This window comes from Alcanivorax sp. NBRC 102024, assembly GCF_001602235.1.
Classification (GTDB): Bacteria; Pseudomonadota; Gammaproteobacteria; order Pseudomonadales; family Alcanivoracaceae; genus Alcanivorax.
This window is the reverse complement of record NZ_BDAS01000004.1, coordinates 38,497-60,267: the sequence shown is the minus strand read 5'-3', so window position 1 is coordinate 60,267 and position 21,771 is coordinate 38,497. Positions and strand designations below refer to the sequence as shown.

Genomic DNA, 21,771 nt, shown 5'->3' with positions numbered 1-21,771 from the left:
CGCGCCAACATTCTGGGCGCGGCCTCTTGGGCTGAGAAACAACAGAATCTCTCGCGAGCTATTCACTGTTAACTGTTCACTATTAACTGATCGTCCAGTCGATGGCCGTCTTGCCCTGCTGCAACAAGTACTGATTGGCACGGGAAAAATGGCCGCAGCCGAGGAAGCCCCGGTGGGCGGATAGCGGCGACGGGTGCGGGGCCGTGAGCACGCAGTGTTTATTGCGGTCGATCAGTTTGCCCTTCTTCTGGGCATGGCTGCCCCAGAGCAGAAACACCAGCCCCTCACGCTCACGATTCAGATGTTCGATGGCCTGGTCGGTAAACTGCTCCCAACCCTGCTTCTGGTGGGAGGCAGCCTGGCCGGCTTCCACGGTAAGCACCGCATTGAGCAGCAGCACGCCCTGCTCTGCCCAATGGGTCAGATTGCCATGGGACGGTATCTCGATTCCCAGATCCCGATGGATTTCCTTGTAGATATTGACCAGCGACGGCGGGGTTTTGACCCCACGCTGGACGGAAAAACACAGGCCATGGGCCTGGTTCGGGCCGTGGTAGGGATCCTGCCCCAGGATCACCACCTTCACCTTGTCGAAGGGGGTCAGGTTGAAGGCGTTGAAGATATCCGGGCCGGGCGGGAACACGGTTTTTCCGGCCCGCTTTTCGCTCGCCAGGAAAGCCCGCAGCCGGGCCATGTAATCCTGTTCGAACTCTCCGGCCAGATGCTGCTTCCAGCCGGGCTCCAGCTGCACGTTCTGGGCACTGCTCTCAGCCATGGGGCAACAACTTGTCCAGCAAGTTACACATGCGCACCTCAACGAAGCTCTGTTCGATCTTCTCCGGGTGCACCAGCAGGCGCTGCTCGATGGAGATCATGGCCATGAGAATCAACTCCGCATCCAGGCGGGGGTGCTCACTGCCGAACAGTTCCGTGGCGATGATCAGGCTCTCCAGCTGCTGCTGCAGGTACAGGTCCGCCAGCTCACGCAGGCGGCTGTCCATGATGGCTTCCTGCATGAACGCCTGCTCGGCCACCAGATGGCCACGCCGCGTGTTCAGTTCGTCCACAATGAAGGCCGCCATCATCTTGCCCATCATGTCGATCAGACGCTGGCGCTCATCGGCATCGGCAAGACTGTCACGGGAAAATTGGGATAACAGCGCAAAGGCCTGCTGCTTGAACGGTTCAATCACTTCCTTTAATGCCCGCTCGGCAAACAGGGTAAAGGTATCGGCAATCAGGTCGGAGATATCTTTGAAGTAGTAAGTGGTTGCCGACAGGGGCACATCCGCCTCACGGGCGACCGCCCGGTGTCGCACTGCGCGAATGCCCTCTTTGACAATAATGTTCAGCGCGGCCTCAAGAATCGCCTGACGACGTTGTTCACTGCCGGCACGGCGCGCTTTTCTTCCTTGGTATTGAATTGCACTACTCATGGACACAGTCAGCCTTTGTTGTTTCAGCCCGTTACCCCCCGGGGGGATGTGTTGTGTCGCTCTCCCACTCGCTACCCGCAAGCCGGGGCACAAAATGTGCCCCAATCAAGCCTCAGCGCCCCTGGGGACGCATATGCGGGAACAAGATCACGTCCCGAATGGACGGTGAATCCGTAAACAACATTACCAGTCGGTCGATACCAATACCCTCACCGGCTGTCGGCGGCAGGCCATGCTCCAGAGCGGTCACGTAATCCTCGTCGTAGAACATGGCTTCGTCATCACCGGCATCCTTTTCCGCCACCTGCTGGCGGAAACGCTCGGCCTGATCTTCCGCGTCATTGAGCTCCGAGAAACCGTTGGCGATTTCACGGCCACCCACAAAGAATTCGAAACGCTCGGTCACAAACGGATTGTCATCCATGCGACGGGCCAGCGGCGACACTTCGGTGGGGTATTCGGTGATAAAGGTCGGGTCCTTCAGGCGGTGCTCCACCGTCTTCTCGAAGATCTCGATCTGCACCTTGCCCAGGCCGTAGCTGTCTTTCAGTGGAATCCCCAGTGACTCGGCAATGGCGCGGGCCCCATCCAGGTCCGCCAGCTTCGCCGGGTCTATTTCAGGATTAAAATGCAAAATCGAATCGAAAACCGTTATCCGGGTAAAAGGTTTACCAAAATCGTACACATCCCCCTGATAACTCACCTCCGTGGTGCCCAGTACATCCTGGGCCAGCTTGCGCAGCATCTCTTCGGTCAGGTTCATCAGGTCGTGGTAATCACCAAAGGCCTGGTAGAACTCCAGCATGGTGAATTCCGGGTTGTGCCGGGTGGAAAGCCCTTCGTTACGGAAGTTGCGGTTGATTTCGAACACCTTCTCGAAACCACCCACCACCAGGCGCTTCAGGTACAGTTCCGGCGCGATGCGCAGGTACATGTCCATATCCAGGCTGTTGTGGTGAGTGATGAAGGGCCGCGCGGTGGCGCCACCGGGGATCACCTGCAACATGGGAGTTTCCGCTTCCACGAAGCCCTTTTCCACCAGGAAGTTGCGGATCCCCGCCACCATTTTCGAGCGGATCTGGAAGGCCTTGCGGGTCTCTTCGTTGACGATCAGGTCCACGTAACGCTGGCGGTAACGGGCTTCCGTATCAGTGAGGCCCTTGTGCTTTTCCGGCAGCGGACGCAACGCCTTGGTCAGCAGCAGGTACTCATCCATCATCACATACAGGTCACCCTTGCCCGATTTGCACAGGGTGCCTTTCACACCAACGATATCGCCCAGGTCCCAATGTTTGGTGTCTTTCTGCACGTCCTTGGAGGCATAAATCTGGATGCGCCCGGACATGTCCTGCAGCACCTTGAACGCCTTACGATCAAGCATCATGCGGCCAGCAACAGCGACCTGAATATTCTTCTCTGCCAGCTCTTCCTTGCTGAACTCGCCATACTGCGCCTGCAGGTCGGCAGCCAGGAAGTCGCGGCGGAAGTGATTGGGGAACGCATTGCCCGCCTCACGGAGTTCGGCCAGTTTGGCCCGGCGCTCGGCGATCAGGCGATTCTCTTCATGCGCCCCTTCCTGAGAATCGATCTGTGTCTGCTGCTCGTCGTTGGACATTGGGGTACCTTGATTTCTTTAATGCCATTGCACTGGCATTTTTTGCTCATTAAACCACTGAGAGTCAGGTAACTGCCTACCCTCACCAGTCAGTTTTTACAATCCAGCCTTCAGCGACGCTTCAATAAACGGGTCCAGCGCGCCGTCCAGTACCTGCTGGGTATTGTGGCTTTCCACGCCCGTACGCAGGTCCTTGATGCGACCGTCATCCAGCACGTAGGAACGGATCTGGCTGCCCCAGCCGATATCCGACTTGTTGCTTTCCTGGGCCTGCTTTTCCGCATTGCGGCGCTGCATTTCCACTTCATAGACCTTGGCCTGCATCATTTTCAGGGCCTGGTCCTTGTTCTGGTGCTGGCTGCGCCCGCTCTGACACTGGGTTACCAGGGTGTGCTTCTCGCCACCCTCGTCGGTGTATTCATAGGTCAAGCGCACCGCGGAATCGGTCCGGTTAACGTGCTGACCACCGGCACCGGAGGCCCGGTAGGTGTCCACCCGCATGCTGCCCACATCGATATTCACGTCGATATCGTCGTCCACTTCCGGGGACACGAACACCGAGCTGAATGAGGTATGGCGGCGACCGCCGGAATCGAACGGGCTCTTGCGCACCAGCCGGTGTACGCCGGTTTCGGTACGCAGCCAGCCGTAGGCATACTCGCCCTCGAAACGGATGGTGGCCGACTTGATTCCGGCCACATCGCCGGCGGACGCTTCCACCAGCTCGGTCTTGAAACCGTGGGCCTCGCCCCAGCGCAGGTACATGCGCAGCAGCATCTCGCCCCAGTCCTGGGCTTCGGTACCACCGGACCCGGCCTGGATATCCAGGTAGGCGTTGCAGGCATCCATCTGGCCGGAGAACATGCGACGGAACTCCAGATCCGCCACCATCTTCTCCAGCCGGTCCAGCTCGCTTTCCACTTCCGGCAGGCTGTCTTCGTCGCCCTCTTCCACCACCAGCTCCAGCAGCCCGGAGGTGTCTTCCACCCCCTGGGAGGCCTCATTGATGGTGTTGACGACCAGCTCCAGCTGGGCCCGTTCCTTGCCCAGCCCCCGGGCATAGTCCGGATCGCTCCAGACATCCGGGCTTTCGAGCTCGCGCTCGACTTCGGTCAGACGTTCGCTCTTCTGATCATAGTCAAAGATACCCCCTAAGCGCTTCGACACGCTCAGACAGGTCGGAAAGATGGGTTCGCAGCGGATTGACTTCCATTACGTCTCTCTAGAATTAGTGCTTGGCAGAATGGATACGTGGAAAACAGCGCAGTCTAACGGTTTGCGGGTTGGCTGACGAGGGGCGGCACCGCCCGCTTCACCGCAAGAGCGCGGCCCGCACGTTTATAACGAAGCCGCTGTAGGAGTTCCTCTTGAGGGACGAACCACGCGTCAGCGTGAAAATCATCCGCAGAGCCTGCCCCGGATTCGGTTCGGAGCAGCAGAGCAACCGGGGTCTCCAGAATGATCAGGTGACACCCGCATCGCCTCTTTCCTCGCCAGGGCTCGGATTCGTCCCTCAAGAGGAACTCCTACAGCGGCTTTGTCGATGTCCCGGGCGCGCTATGTCAGTCTCTCAGTTCGTAGACGTGGTAGGCATCCGGCTTCATCTGATTGATGGTGGTGCCGATATAACGGGCATTATTGGGAATACCGGACCCGGTGTTGAACACCTTGAAGGTACGCACTTCTTTGGGGGTGTCGATCACGGTGTCCGCGTCCACTTCCACCCACATGAAAATAATGGCTTCCTGGGGAATATAATCCACCCGCAGAACCTTGCCTTCTTCGGGCAGGCGCAGCTCCTGCACCTCGTTCACCACCTTCAGGCGGTGCTTGTGTATGGTCTTCATCTTCGTCCCCTCCGTTAAGGACACAACACAGCGGTGGACGATAGCCACCCCGCGCAGTCAATGCCGGCACGGCCTTTTGGGCCGTACCCCAGTAAAAAAGGCGCCCGATGGTGAGCGCGAAGCGCAATGCTAGCAAAAACCGGCACCGCCGACAGCATTGTCGACAATTTTGCGGGGCGGCAGGGTGTGCCAGATCAATCCCCACCCGTTGGAGCCTTGCTCGCAAGGCGAAAGGGTCGAAGGCTCGCCTGGGCTCGCTGTTCGCCTTGCGAGCAAGGCTCCAACGGTGAATCGGGTAGTTTGGGTAGTTTGGGTAGCCCGGATAGCTCCGGGGAGGTTGGCAGCGTTACAGCGGAATCAGATGCTCGAACAGCAGCTGCGGGTTGCGCTGGCCGCGGAATTCGTTGACTTCCAGACGGTAGACGCCGCGCACCCGGGCGATGCGGCTGGGCAAGGCCTCCACCGGCACATTGAAGTGGATGGCATCGATGATGCCGTTGACGCCGGGCAGGCCCAGGGTCAGTTTCAGGTGGCGCTCACCAACGATGCGGTGCTTGAGCACCTCGAACTCGCCATCGAAGCACGGCGCCGGAAAGCCCTGCCCCCAGGGAAAGCGGTGGCTGAGCAGTTCCGCGTTGATCAGGGACAGCTCGTGGTCATCCAGCTCGCCGTCGGTCTCCACCACTTTTTCCAGGGCCCTGGGGGACAGCAGCTCACTGACCGCCTTCTCGAAGGCCACTTTGAACTGATCCAGTTTGTCCCGCTCCAGGGACAACCCCGCCGCCATGGCGTGGCCACCGAACTTGCTCAGCAGTCCCGGGTTAGCAGTGGCCACCGCATCCAGGGCATCGCGCAGGTGCAAGCCGGGTATGGAACGGCCGGAGCCTTTCAGGGTGCCCGGCTGCTGGGCCGGCGCAAAGGCGATCACCGGGCGGTGAATGATTTCCTTCACCCGTGAGGCAAGAATCCCCACCACCCCTTCGTGCCACTCCTTGCCGTACAGACACAGCCCTGCCGGCAGGTTCTCCGGGTTCAACCGCGACACCTCGACCATGGCCGCGTCGCGCATGCCGTGCTCGATGGAGCGGCGCTCGCGGTTGATGGTGTCCAGCTCCTGGGCCATATCCAGCGCCTCCGCCTCGGTCTCTGCCAGCAGACAGGCAATGCCATGGGTCATATCCGACAGGCGCCCCGCCGCATTCAGCCGCGGGCCCACCGCAAACCCCATGTCCGCCGCCAGCGCCCGGCTCGGATCGCGCCCGGCCACCTGCAACAGGGCCCGGATACCCGGGCAGCCCTTGCCGGCGCGGATACGGCGCAGGCCCTGCTCCACCAGCACCCGGTTGGCGTCGTCAAGGGACACCACATCCGCCACGGTCCCCAAGGCCACCAGATCCAGTAAATCGGTGATCGGTTGCGTGGGGGTGAAACCCTGATCGCGCAGGGCCCGCTGCAGGTCCATCAATAAATAGAAGGCCACGCCCACCCCGGCCAGGTTGGCGGCGGGGAAATCCTCGCAGCCCGGCAGGCGCGGGTTCACCAGGGCATCCGCGTCCGGCAGGGTATCGCCGGGCAGGTGGTGATCGGTGATCAGCACCTTGATGCCCCGGGCCCGGGCGGCCGCGACACCGTCCACGCTGGCGATACCGTTATCCACGGTGATGATCAGGTCCGGCCGGTACTGCTGCTGGGCCAGCTCGACAATGGCCGGCGACAGTCCGTACCCATATTCGAAGCGGTCCGGCACCAGGAAATCCGGGCGCGGGAAGCCCAGCAGCTCAAGGCCCCGCACCATCAGGGTGGTGGCGGTGGCGCCATCGGCGTCGTAGTCGCCGACAATACAGATACGCCAGTGGTCGGATCGCCCTTGTAACAGCAGCTCCACGGCCCCACGCAGTCCTGTGAAGGCAGACGGATGGGGCAAACGCTTGAGCGCCAACTCCAGCTGCGCCGGGTCGTCCACGCCTCGCCCGGCCAGAATCCGCGCCAACAAGGGCGGCACATCCGGCCAGTCCGGCGTGTGCTGCGGTCGGCGGGTGATTTTGGGCAGGCTGAGTTTGTCTACGGGCATTAATGGGCTCGGTAAAGAATCACGCCACCGTTGGAGCCTTGCTTGCAAGCAAGGCTCCAACGGAAATGTTGGGAGGGGCAGTCTGCCATGGTTGCCGCAATACGGCACTAACCGCCACGCCCATCAGCACTATCACAGGGAGCAAATGATGAAATTTTCACCAACCGCAGCAGCCCCGGAGGGCCCACGACCAATTAGTCACAAATTGGGGCTAAAAAAGTCATTCACCTTCCCTATACTTGCGGGCCTACAAGTTTCGTTGTTTATGTAAGCAAACACTCACATGAATGCTTATATGAAGGACGCCGCCTCCCCCATTTTCGGGGGCCGGGCAATACCAAAGCGGCCTGATTCGCCGCGTACTTTGGGACTGGAGAGCAGAAGCTATGATCTATCAAGGCAACGCCGTAAGCGTACAACTGCTTGACGACGGCATCGCCGAACTGAAGTTTGACCTTCAGGGCGAGTCCGTTAACAAGTTCAATAAGGAAACCGTGGAAGACCTCGGCAAGGCTGTCGATGCCATTAAAGGCAACAACGACATCAAAGGCCTGGTCGTGACCTCCGGCAAGTCGGTTTTCATCGTTGGCGCCGACATCACCGAATTCACTGACATGTTCAAACTGCCGGAAGACGAAATCGCCGGCTGGTGTCTGAAATCCAACCAGGTCTTCAACGCCTTTGAAGATCTGGATATCCCCAAAGTGGTTGCCGTTAACGGCATCGCCCTGGGTGGCGGCCTGGAAATGTGCCTGGCCGCAGACTTCCGCGTACTGAGCGAAAAAGCCCAGGTGGGACTGCCGGAAGTGAAGCTGGGCCTGTTCCCGGGCTTCGGCGGCACCGTGCGTCTGCCCCGTGTGATCGGCGTGGACAACGCCGTTGAGTGGATCGCCGCCGGCGGCCAGCACAAGGCTGACAAGGCCCTGAAAGTGGGCGTTGCCGATGCCGTGGTTGCCCACGACAAGGTCAACGACGCCGCCATCGACCTGGTCAAGCAGTGCCTGGCCGGCAAGATCGACTTCCGCGCCAAGCGTCAGGAAAAGCTCGAGCCCCTGAAGCTGCCGCCCATGGAAAACATGATGGCCTTCCAGACCTGTATGGCCATGGTCCAGGGTCAGGCTGGCAAGAACTACCCCGCTCCCGTGGCGGCCGTCAAAGCCATGCAGGCCCACGCCGGCATGACCCGCGACAAAGCACTGGAGGTGGAAGCCAAAGGCTTCGCCAAAGTCGCCAAGACTCCGCAAGCCACCGCCATGGTCGGCCTGTTCCTGGCAGACCAGCAGGTGAAGAAGGTCAACGGCAAAACCGCCAAGTCCGCCAAGGGCTTTGAGCAGGCCGCCGTACTGGGCGCTGGCATCATGGGTGGCGGTATCGCCTTCCAGTCCGCCTTGAAAGGCACCCCCATCATCATGAAGGACATCGCCGACAAGGCGCTGGACCTGGGCATGAACGAAGCCTCCAAGCTGCTCGCCAAGCGCGTCAGCAAAGGCAAACTGGATGCGGCCGGCATGGGCAAAGTGCTGTCCAACATCCGCCCCACCCTGAACTATGGCGACTTCGGTAACGTTGGCGTGATCGTGGAAGCGGTGGTCGAGAACCAGAAGATCAAGCAGTCCGTTCTGGCCGAAACCGAAGAGAAAGTGGAAGACGGCACCATCCTGGCGTCCAACACCTCCACCATCTCCATCACCAAGCTGGCCGAAGCCCTGAAGAAGCCGGAAAACTTTGCCGGCATGCACTTCTTCAACCCGGTACACATGATGCCGCTGGTGGAAGTGATCCGTGGCGAGAAGACCTCCGACGAAACCGTCGGCACCCTGGTGGCCTACGCCCAGAAAATGGGCAAAACCCCCATCGTGGTCAACGACTGCCCCGGCTTCCTGGTTAACCGCGTACTGTTCCCCTACTTCGGCGGCTTCGGCATGCTGATGCGCGACGGTGCCGATTTCCAGGCCGTGGATAAAGTGATGCAGAAGTTCGGCTGGCCCATGGGCCCCGCCTACCTGATGGACGTGGTCGGCATCGACACCGGTGTTCACGCCGCCCAGGTCATGGCAGACGGCTTCCCCGAGCGTATGCAGTACGACTTCAAAGACGTCTCCACCGTAATGTTCGAAAACGAGCGTTATGGCCAGAAGAACGGTGTGGGTTTCTACAAGTACGAGCAGGACAAGAAAGGCAAGACGCAGAAAGTGGTCGACGAAAAGACCTACGAACTGATCAAGCCCCACGTCGCCGACACCCAGGAATTCGATGCGGACGAAATCATCGCCCGCATGATGATTCCCATGTGCACCGAAACCGTTCGCTGCCTGGAAGACAACATTGTAGGTTCCGCTGCCGAGGCCGATATGGCCATGATCTACGGCATCGGCTTCCCTCCCTTCCGTGGTGGTCCGCTGCGCTACATCGACAGCCTCGGCGTGAAAGAATTCGTCGCGCTGTGTGACAAGTACGCGCACCTGGGTGGCATCTACGAAGCCCCGCAGATGCTCAAAGACATGGCCGCCAAGGGCGAGTCTTTCTTCGCCTAAGCCACGGACTGACAGGAGTTATAGAAATGAGCTTGAATCCCAATGACGTAGTTATCGTCGATGCGGTCCGTACTCCCATGGGCAAGAGCCGTAATGGCCAGTTCCGTCACGTGCGTGCCGAAAAACTGTCTTCCCTGCTGGTGGAAGCGCTCATGGAGCGTAACCCCAACTGGGACATCCAGCAGACCGAAGACGTGATCTGGGGCTGTGTAAACCAGACCAAAGAACAGGGCATGAACATCGCCCGTAACATCGCCATGCTGGCCGGCCTGCCGCGCACCAGCGCCGCGCAAACCGTGAACCGTCTGTGTGGCTCTTCCATGCAGGCCCTGCACTCCGCCGCCCAGGCCATCCAGACCGGCAACGGTGACGTGTTCGTCATCGGTGGTGTGGAGCACATGGGTCACGTGGCCATGGATCACGGTGTGGACATCAACCCGGAGATCTCCAAGGTCACCGCCAAGGCCTCCAACATGATGGGCCTGACCGCGGAAATGCTGGGCAAGATGCACGGCATCAGCCGTGAGCAGCAGGACGAGTTCGGTGTGCGTTCCCACCGCCTGGCCTGGGAAGCCACCCAGGAAGGTCGCTGGAAGAACGAGATCGTTCCCATCGAAGGTCACGACCAGGACGGTAACAAGGTCCTGTGCGAGATCGACGAAGTGATCCGTCCCGGCGCCAGCATCGAAGACATGCAGAAACTGCGTCCGGTCTTCGACCCGGCCAACGGTACTGTCACTGCCGGTACCTCCTCTGCCCTGTCCGACGGTGCCTCCGCCATGCTGGTCATGAGCGCCGCCAAGGCGGAAGCCATGGGCCTGAAGCCCCGCGCCAAGATCGTCTCCATGGCCGTGGCAGGTTGCGACGCCGCCATCATGGGTTACGGTCCTGTACCGGCTACCCAGAAGGCCCTGGCTCGTGCGGGTCTGACCATCGACGACATCGACTACGTGGAGCTGAACGAAGCGTTCGCCGCCCAGTCCCTGCCCGTCATGAAGGACCTGAAGCTGCTGGACGTGGCTGACCAGAAAGTGAACCTGAACGGCGGCGCCATCGCCCTGGGTCACCCGCTGGGCTGCTCCGGTGCGCGTATCACCGGCACCCTGCTGAACGTACTGGAATGGAAAGGCGGCAAACTCGGCCTGGCCACCATGTGCATCGGCCTGGGTCAGGGTATTGCGACCGTGATTGAGCGAGTATAACGCTTGATACCCGAAGCCTGACGCCGGACGCGCTCCGGTGTTCAGGCCCGGAGCCAATTTCCGGGCTCGCCTCACAAGGGCGGGATTGGAAACAAAAAACCCCGGCTACCCGCCGGGGTTTTTCTTTGTCTACTAAAATGAGAGAGCATCTATCCATCACAGAAACTTCTCGCCCAACAACGCTCTTGAAAAATTGATCCATTTACTCGAGCAGAATGTCTGCATCATCCATATCCCAATCTTCTTGTAAGTTATATCTCACAACAGCTGTAATCTTTTGGCTCATTAAATCCGTTCGTGAGCGTGTTAATTGCCACCCTCCCCCCTCTTCCTTGAAAGGCTCTGCACGACTCTGGTAAAGGTGTCCCCTATGCCCTGAGGGAAGGGACTCATGCATGTGCATGGCGCCACCGCCAAACCGAAGAAGAGTGGTGGCGGAAAGGCCCGGCCTCTCAAGCCGACAATCCCCCAACCCTTGGCCCTGACACTTTGACTTAAAAGAAGGAAAACAGCGCAAAGGATTGCACCATGTCAGTAGCAGCCACCCTGCGGATAAAACCCGCCGATGACGAGAGCGTACGAGGTGCCAGCGCCCTGCAGGTACGCGTTATCTATCCACTACCAGCAGAGGAAGGAGAAACGCCAGCATCCGCCTCATCAGTCATTCACCTGGATGATTCCGGCCATGGCAAGGCCACCCTTGACCCTGTGGATCATACTAAAACCGCGGAAGCCATTATCGAGAACCTGCAAGGCCAGGAACTCCATCGAATTGAAGAGATAGGGCTTGCCAATGCCCACGATCGCATGCCGGTTATCGTCGAAGTGGATGCCGCTCTCCTCAAGAAACTCAGCAAGAAAAGCCCTACTCCCCAACAGCCTTATCTGCACCGTTCCGGTTATTTTGACAGCCTGGCGGATCAGCCCATCGACTTTCGGAAATGGACCTTGAGCGTCGATGTCATCAACGATGACAACAAGAAGGCAGCTTTACTCAAGCTGCTTGGCAAGCCTGAAGACAGCCCCTTGGCCAATGGCGCTGCGATTGTCCCCAAGGATGCGGAAACACTGGAGAGCCTTGGCGCGCTGGATCTGAGTGGTGCAGAGCTCAAGTTCGATGGCGGATTTTCTGTTCAACGTCCTATTAACGGCGACATCATCTGCTGGGCCTGGGTACTGAAGGGTCCCAAACTGATCATCGGCTTGCGCATTGATCCACCCTATGAACACCAACGGGAAGATCTGCGCATTTTTCTTCCGCTTGAGGACTCCGACACCGAACGAACAGATGAAGAATGCAAAGACTGCTCCCCCAGGGACACCCCTCTGGATGTAGAGGAGCAGAACCTGCTCAACAACCCGGAGCGATTCGGTGACGACCCGGGCACTTACTGTCGACCATTCAGCAACCCCGCAAGAATCCTGGGTGAAAGGCGCTTTCATACCATTTTCCGGGTTGAGCAACCAGAAATTGAATCCACCAGTTCGGTGCAGCCCGACTACAATATTCTGATGCAGAAAAGCACTGCCATGCTGGATCTGGATACAATTGACAGCCATGACAGCAGCGAGAATGAAGAAACCCGGATTCGAAGCACATCGGCGAATTCCATTAGCGGCCAGAATCTTACAGTGTTTGATAGCCTCGCCAATGGCGCCCGCTTCATCAACGATGCTATCAGGAAAAAGCTTCCCCCTATTTCAGCCATCGACTATCTACCGCTTCCCAGGATTCCCTGGAGGAATCGCCGAGAACCGGTTGGGCCAGGCAACCCCATTGACTGGGATGGCAACCCGTCACAGTACCAATCTCTCTCGGTTGCCGGGGGGCATATATTCGAGTGGCGGGTTCAGTGGCGCTCGAACGGCTACTCACTGGGTAACGTAGCTCATACGTTAACACTTGCGCCGCGACAAACGCGCCGTATCGTCAAGCTGGACTGGCAGAGGCGTGAAACAAGCGCCCGCACTGAAAGAACCACCTTCGCCGAAGAAGTCTCTCAGGCAACGGACAGGGAAAGAGACTACAGCAATGCGGTGCGCTCCAACCTGAACGAGTGGAGCCAGGGCGGCAGCTCATCCAAGACCACCAGTGCCGCTGGCGGGCTGGGCTTTGCCATGAAAGGCTTTGTCATCGGTGGCGGTGCCGCCCATGGCAGCGCGTCTTCCAATGCCTGGCAGGAAGGAGAAAGATCGATTTCTGCCACCGAAGAGCAACATCTGCGTGATGCCATACGACAATATGGCGACTCCCTTCGACAATTTGAGAGCACCATCGTCAATGAGGTTGACCAGTCAGAGCAAGTAGAAGGGGTCTCTGAAGTTGTAAGAAATCCCAACTACTGCCACTCCCTCACTGTGATCTACCATGAAATCCTGCGGCACATCCGGGTGGATACCGTGCTTGCCGGGGTACGAGAATGTCTGTTCGTTCCTTTCTCTGTCAGGCCCTTCACTCTCCCCAGGCTGGCACGCTGGAAAAACACTCTGGAGAAATCACTCGCCATTCCAGAGCTGCGCTGGGCCCTGAAGTATCTTGATGACCTTCTGGATAACTGGGAAAACTCACCATTGCCAGAAGGCGAACGCAGGGAGCAACCACTGGAGTATCTGTCCGGCTCCCTCTATATCAAACTCGGCATTGAAAGACCCAAGGACGAATATGGTGCCGATGAGCTTGATGAGGACATGCGCGATGAGGGCGTGACCGGGGAAAGGATCACCTACCGGCTATGGGATCAGTGGGCTCCTCTGCTGCCATTTTCGGTGGGCAAGGTGGTATCCATGTTCAGGGAATTTACTCCCTCTCAGCGGGATGCATATTTCCAGAAGTCCATTGCCCCGGCCATGGCTCGCCGCTGGGTCGACACCCTGAAACTGACTGACAAGGACGGCACGGAACTTGAAGGCGCCGACTTTACCCTCGCTGGTGACTACGATTTCAACGGCGTGGTCAGAGTGGATTTTCAAGTGCCCGTCAGGGAGATCGACAAATCCGAAGACGCCCCCACCCAGCAGGAAGGCCTGACAAGAAAGGATATTGAACAGCTGTCTGTAAAAGCCGTAACCGGGCTTCCCGTAGGCTCATTTGCCAATGTCACTTACGGGACAATCGACTTCAGGACCATTCACTATGGGCGCAAGGTTCGCAGCCCCCGTTACCAACGAGACCTGATCAGCGCGCCCATGGTAACACCTGATGGCCTGGTCACCGTGGTCAACCCAGAGAAAGCCGTTCTCGACTTTCCTAGCAGCGCCTGGGAAAAGGCAAACATGCGGGACGAAGCCAAAATGGCGCTCAATCGCATTGTCGATCACATCAACGAGAACCTGCATCATTACCACAAACTGATCTGGTGGACCATGGACCGTGATGAGCTGTTCATGATGCTGGACGGCTTCGCCCTGTCGGACAGTGACCGCCGTTCCATCGCCTCGGTGGTTGAACGTGATCCTATTGCGATTGCTGGCAACTCGCTGGTCTTCCGAGTCTCTTCCGGCGCCTTCCTGGGCATCAATGGTTATGAGTCCCCCGCACAGGCTATGGACCGCTACACCAACAAAGTAGGGCCCAGCATGCCCATGCGGGTCAGCCTTCCCACGGGAGGCCTCTATGCGCAGGCCATTATGGACGATTGCAATGCCTGTGAAGAGCACGAAGGCTCCACGGACTGGGTTCTCAACGACGAAGCCCCGGCGCTGGCCGACTTCCCCGCCGGCTGGATGGATTCACGCCGGGCAGAACCGCAGGGCACCACACCCAGTAACATGCCCGATTCCATAATCAACCTGCAAAACGCCCCGGCAGCCCCCAATCCCCAGGGCTTCGCAGACATGCTCAATGTACTGGGTAGCAGCAACGCCTTCGACGATAAATCCGGGCTGGCCGGCACCCAGAAAAATGCCCTCTCTGCACTGAATGCAGCCGGCCAACTGGCCAGCAAATTCGGCGGCTATGCGCTGACGTCACATCTGGCGGAGCTGGAAGCCGACAAAAACGCCGGCAAGAACTTTGACAAGAAGCGGGCAGCGATTGAACGGGCCATGAAAGCCCGTGTTCTGTCCCAGGAAGCCGGCGAAAAAGCCATGGAAGATGCCGCCAGGGAGATTAACCAGAAGAGTGATCGTGGCGTATCCGACAAGGGCATGGAGCTGCTGAAGAAACACGCCAAAGGCCGCGATTTCAGCATCAAGCAGCAAACCCCTTGGGAAACCCTGGAAGCCTCCGTTCGCGAAGAAGCCGAAGCTGACGGCTACACCGGGTCCCTGAAAGGAAAAAAACTCTATGCACAACTGTACGAGGTAGACGGGGACGGCAACCTGCACCCTGTGGCCAGTGATGCGGTGCCGGCAGACTACTGCGCGAAATATGAGCCGGACAATGAAGACACCCTGATCGCCGGCGCCCGGGAAATAGAGATCCCCGGCCTTACAATGAAAAACTGGACCGCCTCAGGAGTCGAGAAATTCACCCACAGTTCAGTCACCTGCAGAGATCATGCTGATGTCACACAGGCCATCATCCATGAAACCCTGACCGATGACTGGTCCGGGGATCGCCAACGCAATTTCAACAATAACAGAGGCCTTTCCACCCACCTCGCCATTCTTCCGGATGGCACGGTCTACCAGCATATGGACCTGGTCCAGCGAGCAGTACATGCAGGACCGCTCAATGCGCATTCCATAGGCATTGATATGGTCAAACGCCACCAGGCAGAAGGCGACGACGGGCTGGATGTTATCTGGGCCGACGGTAACGCCAACTACAACCTGCCAACCCCGGCCCAGTGCAAGGCGGCCTATACCCTGCTCCACTGGCTCTTCAACAATTACAATACCCACGGCCTGGCTATCCCCGATGACTGGGCAGGGATTCGCGACAGCCACTATTTCTTCTATTACCTGGAAGAATACAAAAACGGTACCACCACCGATGAACCTGGCGTTTATGCCCATGGCCACATCGGCGGCGACGGCAATCATGTGGATGGCCATTTCTCTACCCTGTACCTCTGGCTTCGCCTGAAGGCGAACGGCGGTAGCGGGATGAACCATGAAGACGCATGGGCAGAAGCCCAGACAATCAGTACCTCAGCGAACTACAACAACGACCTGAGCCAGCCCGCATCCGATCTGTCAGGGAGTGAGTAACATCACTTCGAGGGCGCCAGTAGCGCCCTCTCTGACTTTGGGTTAGCGGAGCGAATAAGGGAGGTGCTGTTCATGAGCGTTCGAACCTGAACCACTCTCCGAACACCAGTTTTCGGCCCTGCCTCACGAGGGAGGGATTGGAAAACAGGAACCCCGGCTATCCGCCGGGGTTTTTTATTTGTGAATCGTTGTAGCTTCTGACGCTTTATTGTCGATCTTTCTCAAGAGGCAAAACGCATGAGACCAGGCCAGCCCCTCATGTTCCATGTTCAACGTGCTCAGTGTACAGCCCGTTGAGTACGCTCGGCAGGCAGCGTAGTGTTATCAAAACTCATCGAGTCAGTGAGTCCAGCTCGAGGGTAGGTCACCCTGGACAAGCAGCGAGGTCGCTCATTAATGGATGCTTACAGTTCCCGGTTGGAATCACTGAATGCACTGAAAAATACCGCAGGAAAAGTCCGCACTGTGGGCTTCGAGCTTGAGTTCTCCGGCATTGCATTCCGCGATACCGCCCGCGTGGTGTGCGATACGCTCAATGGAAAAGTGACAGACGAAACCGCCGCGGAAGTATGTGTAAAAACCGATCACGGTGATTTCAATATCGAGCTCGACTGGGATTTTCTCAAGACTATGGCGGCCAACGCGGGCAAGGCCGTGGATGAGCTGCTGCATCCGCTGTCAAAGGCGGCAGAGCTCCTGGTACCCGTCGAAGTGGTGTGCCCGCCACTGCCCGTCACATCACTGCATATACTTGACGATCTGGTCGAGGCGCTGCGCAAGGCCGGTGCAAACGGTACCGAAGAATCATTGATTGCGGCCTACGGCGTGCATATCAATACGGAAATTCCGGCACTGGATGCGCCCACCATTCACCGTTACCTGCGCGCGTTCGTGTTGCTCCAGTGGTGGCAGGTCGAGGCCAACGATGTCAACATGGCAAGACGGATCAGCCCTTACATCGACTTGTTCGAAGAGTCCTATATCAAGGTCCTGCTGACGCGAGAGGCCCCGGATATCAATACCCTGATCGACGATTATCTTGAGCATAACCCCAGCCGTAACCGCGCACTGGACATGCTGCCCCTGTTTGCCGAAATCGATTCCGACCGTGTTCGCGACACAGTCGATGACGCGAAGATCAAATCACGGCCGACCTTTCATTACCGATTGCCCAATTGCCAGATTGACGACCCGCAATGGAGCCTCGCGTCCTCCTGGATACGCTGGTGTCGGGTTGAACAACTCGCCAACGACAACGCCTCGCTCCATCAGCTGGGCGACGAATTCCTGGCCGCAGACAGACCGCTGCTGGGTGTGGATCGCGGCGCCTGGGTGAAAAGGATAGCCCGATGGATGGAAAACCACGCATAGGAGTGACCGGCAACCACCGTCGCTGGGCGCCGGCCTGGTGGTGCACGGCCCTGGCCCTGCGCCTGTGCGGTGCGGTCCCCCAACGCCTTTCGATTGATCATCCCTGGCAGGGGGCGCCGCCGGATGCACTGGTGATCGGTGGCGGCAACGACATCAGTCCGGAGCATTACGGTGGTGAAGTCGATGCCAGGGTCAAGCTCAATCCTGAACGAGACACACTGGAAATCGAATGGATTCGGTACGCGCTGAAACACGGCATCCCCATGATTGGCATATGCCGCGGTGCGCAACTGATCAACACCGTCCTCGGCGGCACCCTTCACAATGATATCCGCCATATTCGCCGTCTGACCTACAACCGCCCCGGGCTGCTGCCGACAAAACAGGTCTGGCTCGAACCCGGCTCCAGACTCGCCCACATCACCGGCAAGACCAAGCTCCGCGTCAACAGCCTGCACCATCAGGCCGTGGAACGGCCCGCCGACGCCCTGCACCGCACCGGCTGGGATCTGGACAAGATCACCCAGGCCATTGAGCCCACCGACAATGCCCCCATCATCGGCGTCCAGTGGCACCCTGAATACATGATCTACCTGCGGTCACAATTCAGGATCTTCCACTGGTTGGTGGACAATGCACGCAATCGATTAACCCAGCCTTGATAGGGAAATACAGAGTGAATAATGGGCGAGGTTTCACTCGCGCTGGTAGTGGATTGACGCATGGGGCAGCTCCCCAAGAGAGACATCGCTCAGGTGCGGGAAGGAAACACCACCACATCATCGCCCTCCTGCCATACCGGTAGCTTGATCATGGTTTGCATAAAAAGTGGGTGCTCCAACCAGCGCTGTAACCACCGCTGCAGATTCGGGTAAGGCAGCTGGCCAAACACATCGCGATCGACATGGGCGAATTGGCGGACAAACGGCATAACACCAATATCCGCGATGGTTGGGTCATCCCCGAGCAGGTAAGCATTTCTCTCCAACAACGCCTCCAGAACCTGAAGAAAGGCCTCTCCTCGTTGCCGATACTCGGTCTGCGTCATCTCAACATGGCGGTCGGCGTATTTATAGCGGTCCAGCCAATATTTGAACTCGCTATCGTTTTGCTCAATCAGCGCATTCGCCTGACCCAGGATCGTTGCGTCTAACAGCCCTTGTGGATCCTGCCGCTCAAGCGCCCACACCATGATGTCCCAACTTTCTTCAATCACAGCACCATCGGCAAGCCGCAAAACGGGCACGGTGCCTTTAGGGCTAATTGCCAGCATTTGCGCAGGCTTGTTTTTCAGGGTTACTTCCCGCAGCTCAACCTGCAGACCCGCGAACAACACCGCCAGGCGGGCCCGCATGGCATAGGGGCAGCGACGAAAGGAATACAGACAATCCAATGAGGTCGTCATAGGAATACTTCACAACTGAACCGGGGGTGTAATTCCGCAACGGGGCGACCGCTATTTCTGCACATCGCGAAATGGTTGTCGATGGACGCAACTCATCAGGTGCGCACTGGGGCAGAATACTATTTAAGGGGCGCCCCGTCCCGATAGTCTGGATCGATCACGATGTTTTGGGTGTTCTCTTCTTTGGCCGCAATGTTCCGGGAGAAATCCTTATTGTTGATAAACAGGAGGGGTAAGCGGCAGCTCCCTTTCCCTGAAGCCGAAAAACCCACTCCCCATTGTTGGCATGGTTCCCGCAGTAATCCAATGCAGCAGTCAGCAAAAACGCTGGCAGAAATGTTGTCGTTTCCCGGCAAGCAAAGAGAGGTAACCCATGAATTCTGTCTCGATCAAAGACCTGATGTGTACCCGTTTTGCGACGATCCACCCGGAGATGCCGGTGGTGGAGGCGTCCAGCAAGCTGATCAAACTGGATATGCTTGGCAGCCCGGTCACCGACAAGGCCGACACCCTGGTGGGCTGGATCAGCGAGCGTGAATGCCTGCAGGCCGCGCTACAGGTGGTCTACCACAACCAGCGCGTGGCCACAGTGAGAGACCTGATGCAGACCGAAGTGCTGACCGTATCGGTGGACGATGAGGTGCTGGGGCTGGCCCAGCAGATGCTGGCCGCCAAGCCCAAGATCTACCCGGTGGTGGACAGCGCCAACACGGTGGTCGGCGTGATCAGCCGCCGGCATATTCTGACTATGCTGGATCAGAAGTTGGCGGAGTTGAGCAGGAAGGCTGGGTAATTTAGCTGTTGCTGCTCTCTTTCAGGGCACCTTGATGACCCTGTTTTGCACCAGATTCGTGCAGTTTATCTTGGGGCTACCTCCTTGGGCGGTTTCGGTAATTGGCAGGATTTGCCCGTTGGTCACCGCCGTATCCGCCATGCAAGCATAGCTCCCACAGCAAAATAGGCACTGTGCTGATACTACTTACCTCGCCAGGAAAGCTGCGCCAGCAAATCCTGCCGCTCGTGGAGCACGGCAATAATCAATGGCCGCTGTGTGCCTTGCAGTGTGTAGAAGATGAAATGGTGTTGGCAGCGAAACCGATAGACCTCAGGCAAGCTGGCCAGAGCGAGTGCGGGAACTACCTCCCCACTGACCAGTCGTTCCAGGCAAGCATTGAGAGCCTGGCGATAACGTTCTACCTGCGCCCTCCCCCAAGTACGTAGCGTGTAACGGATTATGTTGCTGATGTCGTCGGCGGCCTCTTCCGTGAGGTCGTAATCCATTTAGCGGGTTTCCTCTTCCTTGAGTACCTGGTTGACCAGCTCATCCACGTTGCTGCTGGCGCGGGACCCAGCGCGACCAGACTGTAGCCGGGTCTTCAGAAAGGCTTCCAACGCGGCCAGGGACTGTTCCTGTTCACTGGCATTGCCCAGCACTCGCTCCAGCACATAGGCCTTGAGCGACTTGCCTTCCAGGGTCGCGGATACCTTCAGCAACTGATGCTGCTCCGGTGTCAGTTCGATAGACAGACGCATACGGGCTCCATGGGGCTATCGGGTATATATGGCACAGGGAACAACATTTTGTGCATTTGTGCAAAAATTGTTTTTGCACAAACGCGATTGGCACCCTCAAGGATTGGCCAGCTTGTTAGGTATTCGCCATGCAAGCATAGCTCCAACGAAAAGAGAGGTAGCCAGCGGACTACAGCTTCTTCACCCGCCGGTTCTTGCCCTTGATCTTGCCACTCATTAACCGCTGCAGTGCCAGGTCGGCGCTATCGCGCTCGATGGCCACGTAGGCTTGGTAGTCGGTGACGGTGATCTTGCCCACCTGGTAGCCGGGGATGCCCGCGTCGCCGGTGAGAGCGCCGAGGATGTCGCCGGGGCGCAGTTTGTCCTTGCGGCCGGCGCCGATGCACAGGGTTACCGTGGGCGGCAACATGGGATCGCCGGCGCGGGGCTTGAGGCTGGAGACCGGGTGCCAGTTGAGTGTTTCGCCCTGCAGTTCCTCGATGGCCATGGCCCGGCGGCTTTCACGGGGCGCCACCAGGTTGATGGCCAGGCCCTTCTCCCCCGCCCGGCCTGTGCGGCCGACCCGGTGAATGTGGGTCTGCGGGTCGTGGGACAGTTCCGCGTTGATGACCATGTCCAGGCTGTCGATATCCAGCCCTCTTGCGGCCACATCCGTGGCGACCAGTACGGACAGACTTCGGTTGGCAAACAGGGTGAGCACTTCATCCCGTTCGCGCTGCTCCAGGTCGCTGTTCAGGGCCCGGGCGGCCAGACCCTGCCGGCAGAGCTGGCTGACCACATCCTGGCACTGCTGCTTGGTGACACAGAACACCACGCAGCTGGTGGGCCGGAAGCAGGCAATGGCGTCGGCAACGGCTTCGTAGCGTTGCATGGGCTCCACTTCGTAGAACCGCTGCTCGATGCGACTGTTGTCGTGCAGCGCCGCCACTTCCACATGCTCCGGGTCACGCATGAAGGTTTCTGCCAGCTGCTTGATGCCCGCCGGGTAAGTGGCGGAGAACAGCAGTGTCTGGCGACGGGACGGGGTCTGGCGAATCACTTCCGCAATATCATCGAAAAAGCCCATGTCGAGCATGCGGTCCGCTTCGTCCAGCACCAGGGTGTTGAGCCCGTCGAGGCTGAGTGTGCCTTTGCTCAGGTGCTTGAGGATGCGCCCGGGTGTGCCCACCACCACCTGGGCACCATGCTCCAGGGAGCCGATTTGCGGGCCGATGGGCTGGCCGCCACAGAGGGTCAGCACCTTGATGTTGCCGGCACCCCGGGCCAGACGACGAATCTCAGCAGCCACCTGGTCTGCCAGCTCCCGCGTGGGGCAAAGCACCAAGGCCTGGCAGCCGTAATAGCGCAAGTTGAGCGGGTGTAGCAGAGCGATGCCGAAGGCAGCCGTTTTGCCGCTGCCGGTGCTGGCCTGGGCAATCACATCCCGGCCTTTCAGCAGGGGCGGCAGGCTGGCCGCCTGTACCGGTGTCATGGCCGTATAGCCCAGAGTGTCCAGGTTGGCGAGCATGTCGCTGGTCAGTGGCAGGGAGGAAAACAGGGAATCAGTCACGTCAGGGCCCGAGTGGCAGAAAATCAGGGGTGCAGTGTACCAACTGTTGGGCGG

At 58.6% G+C, this 21,771-nt stretch carries 16 protein-coding genes; 6 read left to right on the top strand and 10 right to left on the bottom strand.

Features of this window, described 5'->3' with window-relative positions; genetic code table 11:
* Positions 1-82: 82 nt before the first annotated feature.
* From ung to recJ, 6 genes are all read right to left on the bottom strand, one after another.
* Complete coding sequence (gene ung, locus A0251_RS08260; RefSeq protein ID WP_062816391.1) at positions 83-775, bottom strand: uracil-DNA glycosylase; 693 nt, start codon at positions 773-775, stop codon at positions 83-85.
* Positions 768-1,436 (bottom strand): TetR/AcrR family transcriptional regulator, encoded by a 669-nt coding sequence (locus A0251_RS08255; protein WP_062816390.1) that lies wholly within the window; start codon positions 1,434-1,436, stop codon positions 768-770. Before A0251_RS08255 ends, ung begins: the two co-directional genes overlap by 8 nt.
* A 112-nt stretch (positions 1,437-1,548) precedes the next feature.
* Positions 1,549-3,051: a lysine--tRNA ligase gene (gene lysS, locus A0251_RS08250; protein WP_062816389.1), complete on the bottom strand. Its 1,503-nt coding sequence runs from the start codon at positions 3,049-3,051 to the stop codon at positions 1,549-1,551.
* 96 nt (positions 3,052-3,147) lie between these two features.
* Positions 3,148-4,264 (bottom strand): peptide chain release factor 2 gene (gene prfB, locus A0251_RS08245; RefSeq protein ID WP_103916449.1). Its coding sequence is split into 2 segments (ribosomal slippage): positions 3,148-4,191 and positions 4,193-4,264, totalling 1,116 coding nucleotides; the frame shifts between segments, so codons are not numbered across the junction.
* Between the two features lie 349 nt (positions 4,265-4,613).
* A complete protein-coding gene (locus A0251_RS08240) occupies positions 4,614-4,898 on the bottom strand; it encodes a hypothetical protein (RefSeq protein WP_062816388.1) in 285 nt (94 codons plus the stop codon).
* Positions 4,899-5,244: 346 nt separating this feature from the next.
* Positions 5,245-6,969, bottom strand: a complete 1,725-nt coding sequence (gene recJ / locus A0251_RS08235; RefSeq protein ID WP_062816387.1) for a single-stranded-DNA-specific exonuclease RecJ — start codon at positions 6,967-6,969, stop codon at positions 5,245-5,247.
* Positions 6,970-7,355: 386 nt separating this feature from the next.
* On the opposite strand from recJ, the gene fadB reads away from it, so the two are divergent.
* The 5 genes from fadB (at position 7,356) to A0251_RS08210 (ending at position 17,892) form a co-directional block, all read left to right on the top strand.
* Positions 7,356-9,503 (top strand): fatty acid oxidation complex subunit alpha FadB, encoded by a 2,148-nt coding sequence (gene fadB / locus A0251_RS08230; protein ID WP_062816386.1) that lies wholly within the window; start codon positions 7,356-7,358, stop codon positions 9,501-9,503.
* A gap of 26 nt (positions 9,504-9,529) precedes the next feature.
* Positions 9,530-10,705 (top strand): acetyl-CoA C-acyltransferase FadA, encoded by a 1,176-nt coding sequence (fadA, locus tag A0251_RS08225; RefSeq protein WP_062816385.1) that lies wholly within the window; start codon positions 9,530-9,532, stop codon positions 10,703-10,705.
* Positions 10,706-11,233: 528 nt separating this feature from the next.
* Positions 11,234-15,859 carry a peptidoglycan recognition family protein gene (locus tag A0251_RS08220; RefSeq protein WP_062816384.1) on the top strand — a complete coding sequence of 1,542 codons (4,626 nt, stop codon included), beginning with the start codon at positions 11,234-11,236 and terminating at the stop codon, positions 15,857-15,859.
* A 396-nt stretch (positions 15,860-16,255) separates the two neighbouring features.
* Positions 16,256-17,230: an amidoligase family protein gene (locus A0251_RS08215; RefSeq protein ID WP_062816383.1), complete on the top strand. Its 975-nt coding sequence runs from the start codon at positions 16,256-16,258 to the stop codon at positions 17,228-17,230.
* Positions 17,209-17,892 (top strand): gamma-glutamyl-gamma-aminobutyrate hydrolase family protein, encoded by a 684-nt coding sequence (locus tag A0251_RS08210; RefSeq protein WP_062816382.1) that lies wholly within the window; start codon positions 17,209-17,211, stop codon positions 17,890-17,892. The genes A0251_RS08215 and A0251_RS08210 overlap by 22 nt, the downstream gene beginning before the upstream one ends.
* Positions 17,893-17,981: 89 nt before the next feature.
* On the opposite strand, the gene A0251_RS08205 is transcribed toward A0251_RS08210, so the two are convergent.
* Positions 17,982-18,635 (bottom strand): glutathione S-transferase, encoded by a 654-nt coding sequence (locus A0251_RS08205; protein ID WP_062816381.1) that lies wholly within the window; start codon positions 18,633-18,635, stop codon positions 17,982-17,984.
* Positions 18,636-19,008: 373 nt separating this feature from the next.
* Between A0251_RS08205 and A0251_RS08200 the strand changes: the two genes are divergently transcribed.
* Complete coding sequence (locus tag A0251_RS08200) at positions 19,009-19,428, top strand: CBS domain-containing protein (RefSeq protein WP_062816380.1); 420 nt, start codon at positions 19,009-19,011, stop codon at positions 19,426-19,428.
* 182 nt (positions 19,429-19,610) lie between these two features.
* On the opposite strand, the gene A0251_RS08195 is transcribed toward A0251_RS08200, so the two are convergent.
* The 3 genes from A0251_RS08195 to dbpA all read right to left on the bottom strand — a co-directional run bounded on the left by A0251_RS08195 (position 19,611) and on the right by dbpA (position 21,717).
* Positions 19,611-19,916 (bottom strand): type II toxin-antitoxin system RelE/ParE family toxin, encoded by a 306-nt coding sequence (locus tag A0251_RS08195; protein ID WP_062816379.1) that lies wholly within the window; start codon positions 19,914-19,916, stop codon positions 19,611-19,613.
* Positions 19,917-20,168: a DUF1778 domain-containing protein gene (locus A0251_RS08190; protein WP_062816378.1), complete on the bottom strand. Its 252-nt coding sequence runs from the start codon at positions 20,166-20,168 to the stop codon at positions 19,917-19,919.
* Positions 20,169-20,337: 169 nt separating this feature from the next.
* A complete protein-coding gene (gene dbpA / locus A0251_RS08185; protein WP_062816377.1) occupies positions 20,338-21,717 on the bottom strand; it encodes an ATP-dependent RNA helicase DbpA in 1,380 nt (459 codons plus the stop codon).
* Between the last annotated feature and the right edge of the window lie 54 nt (positions 21,718-21,771).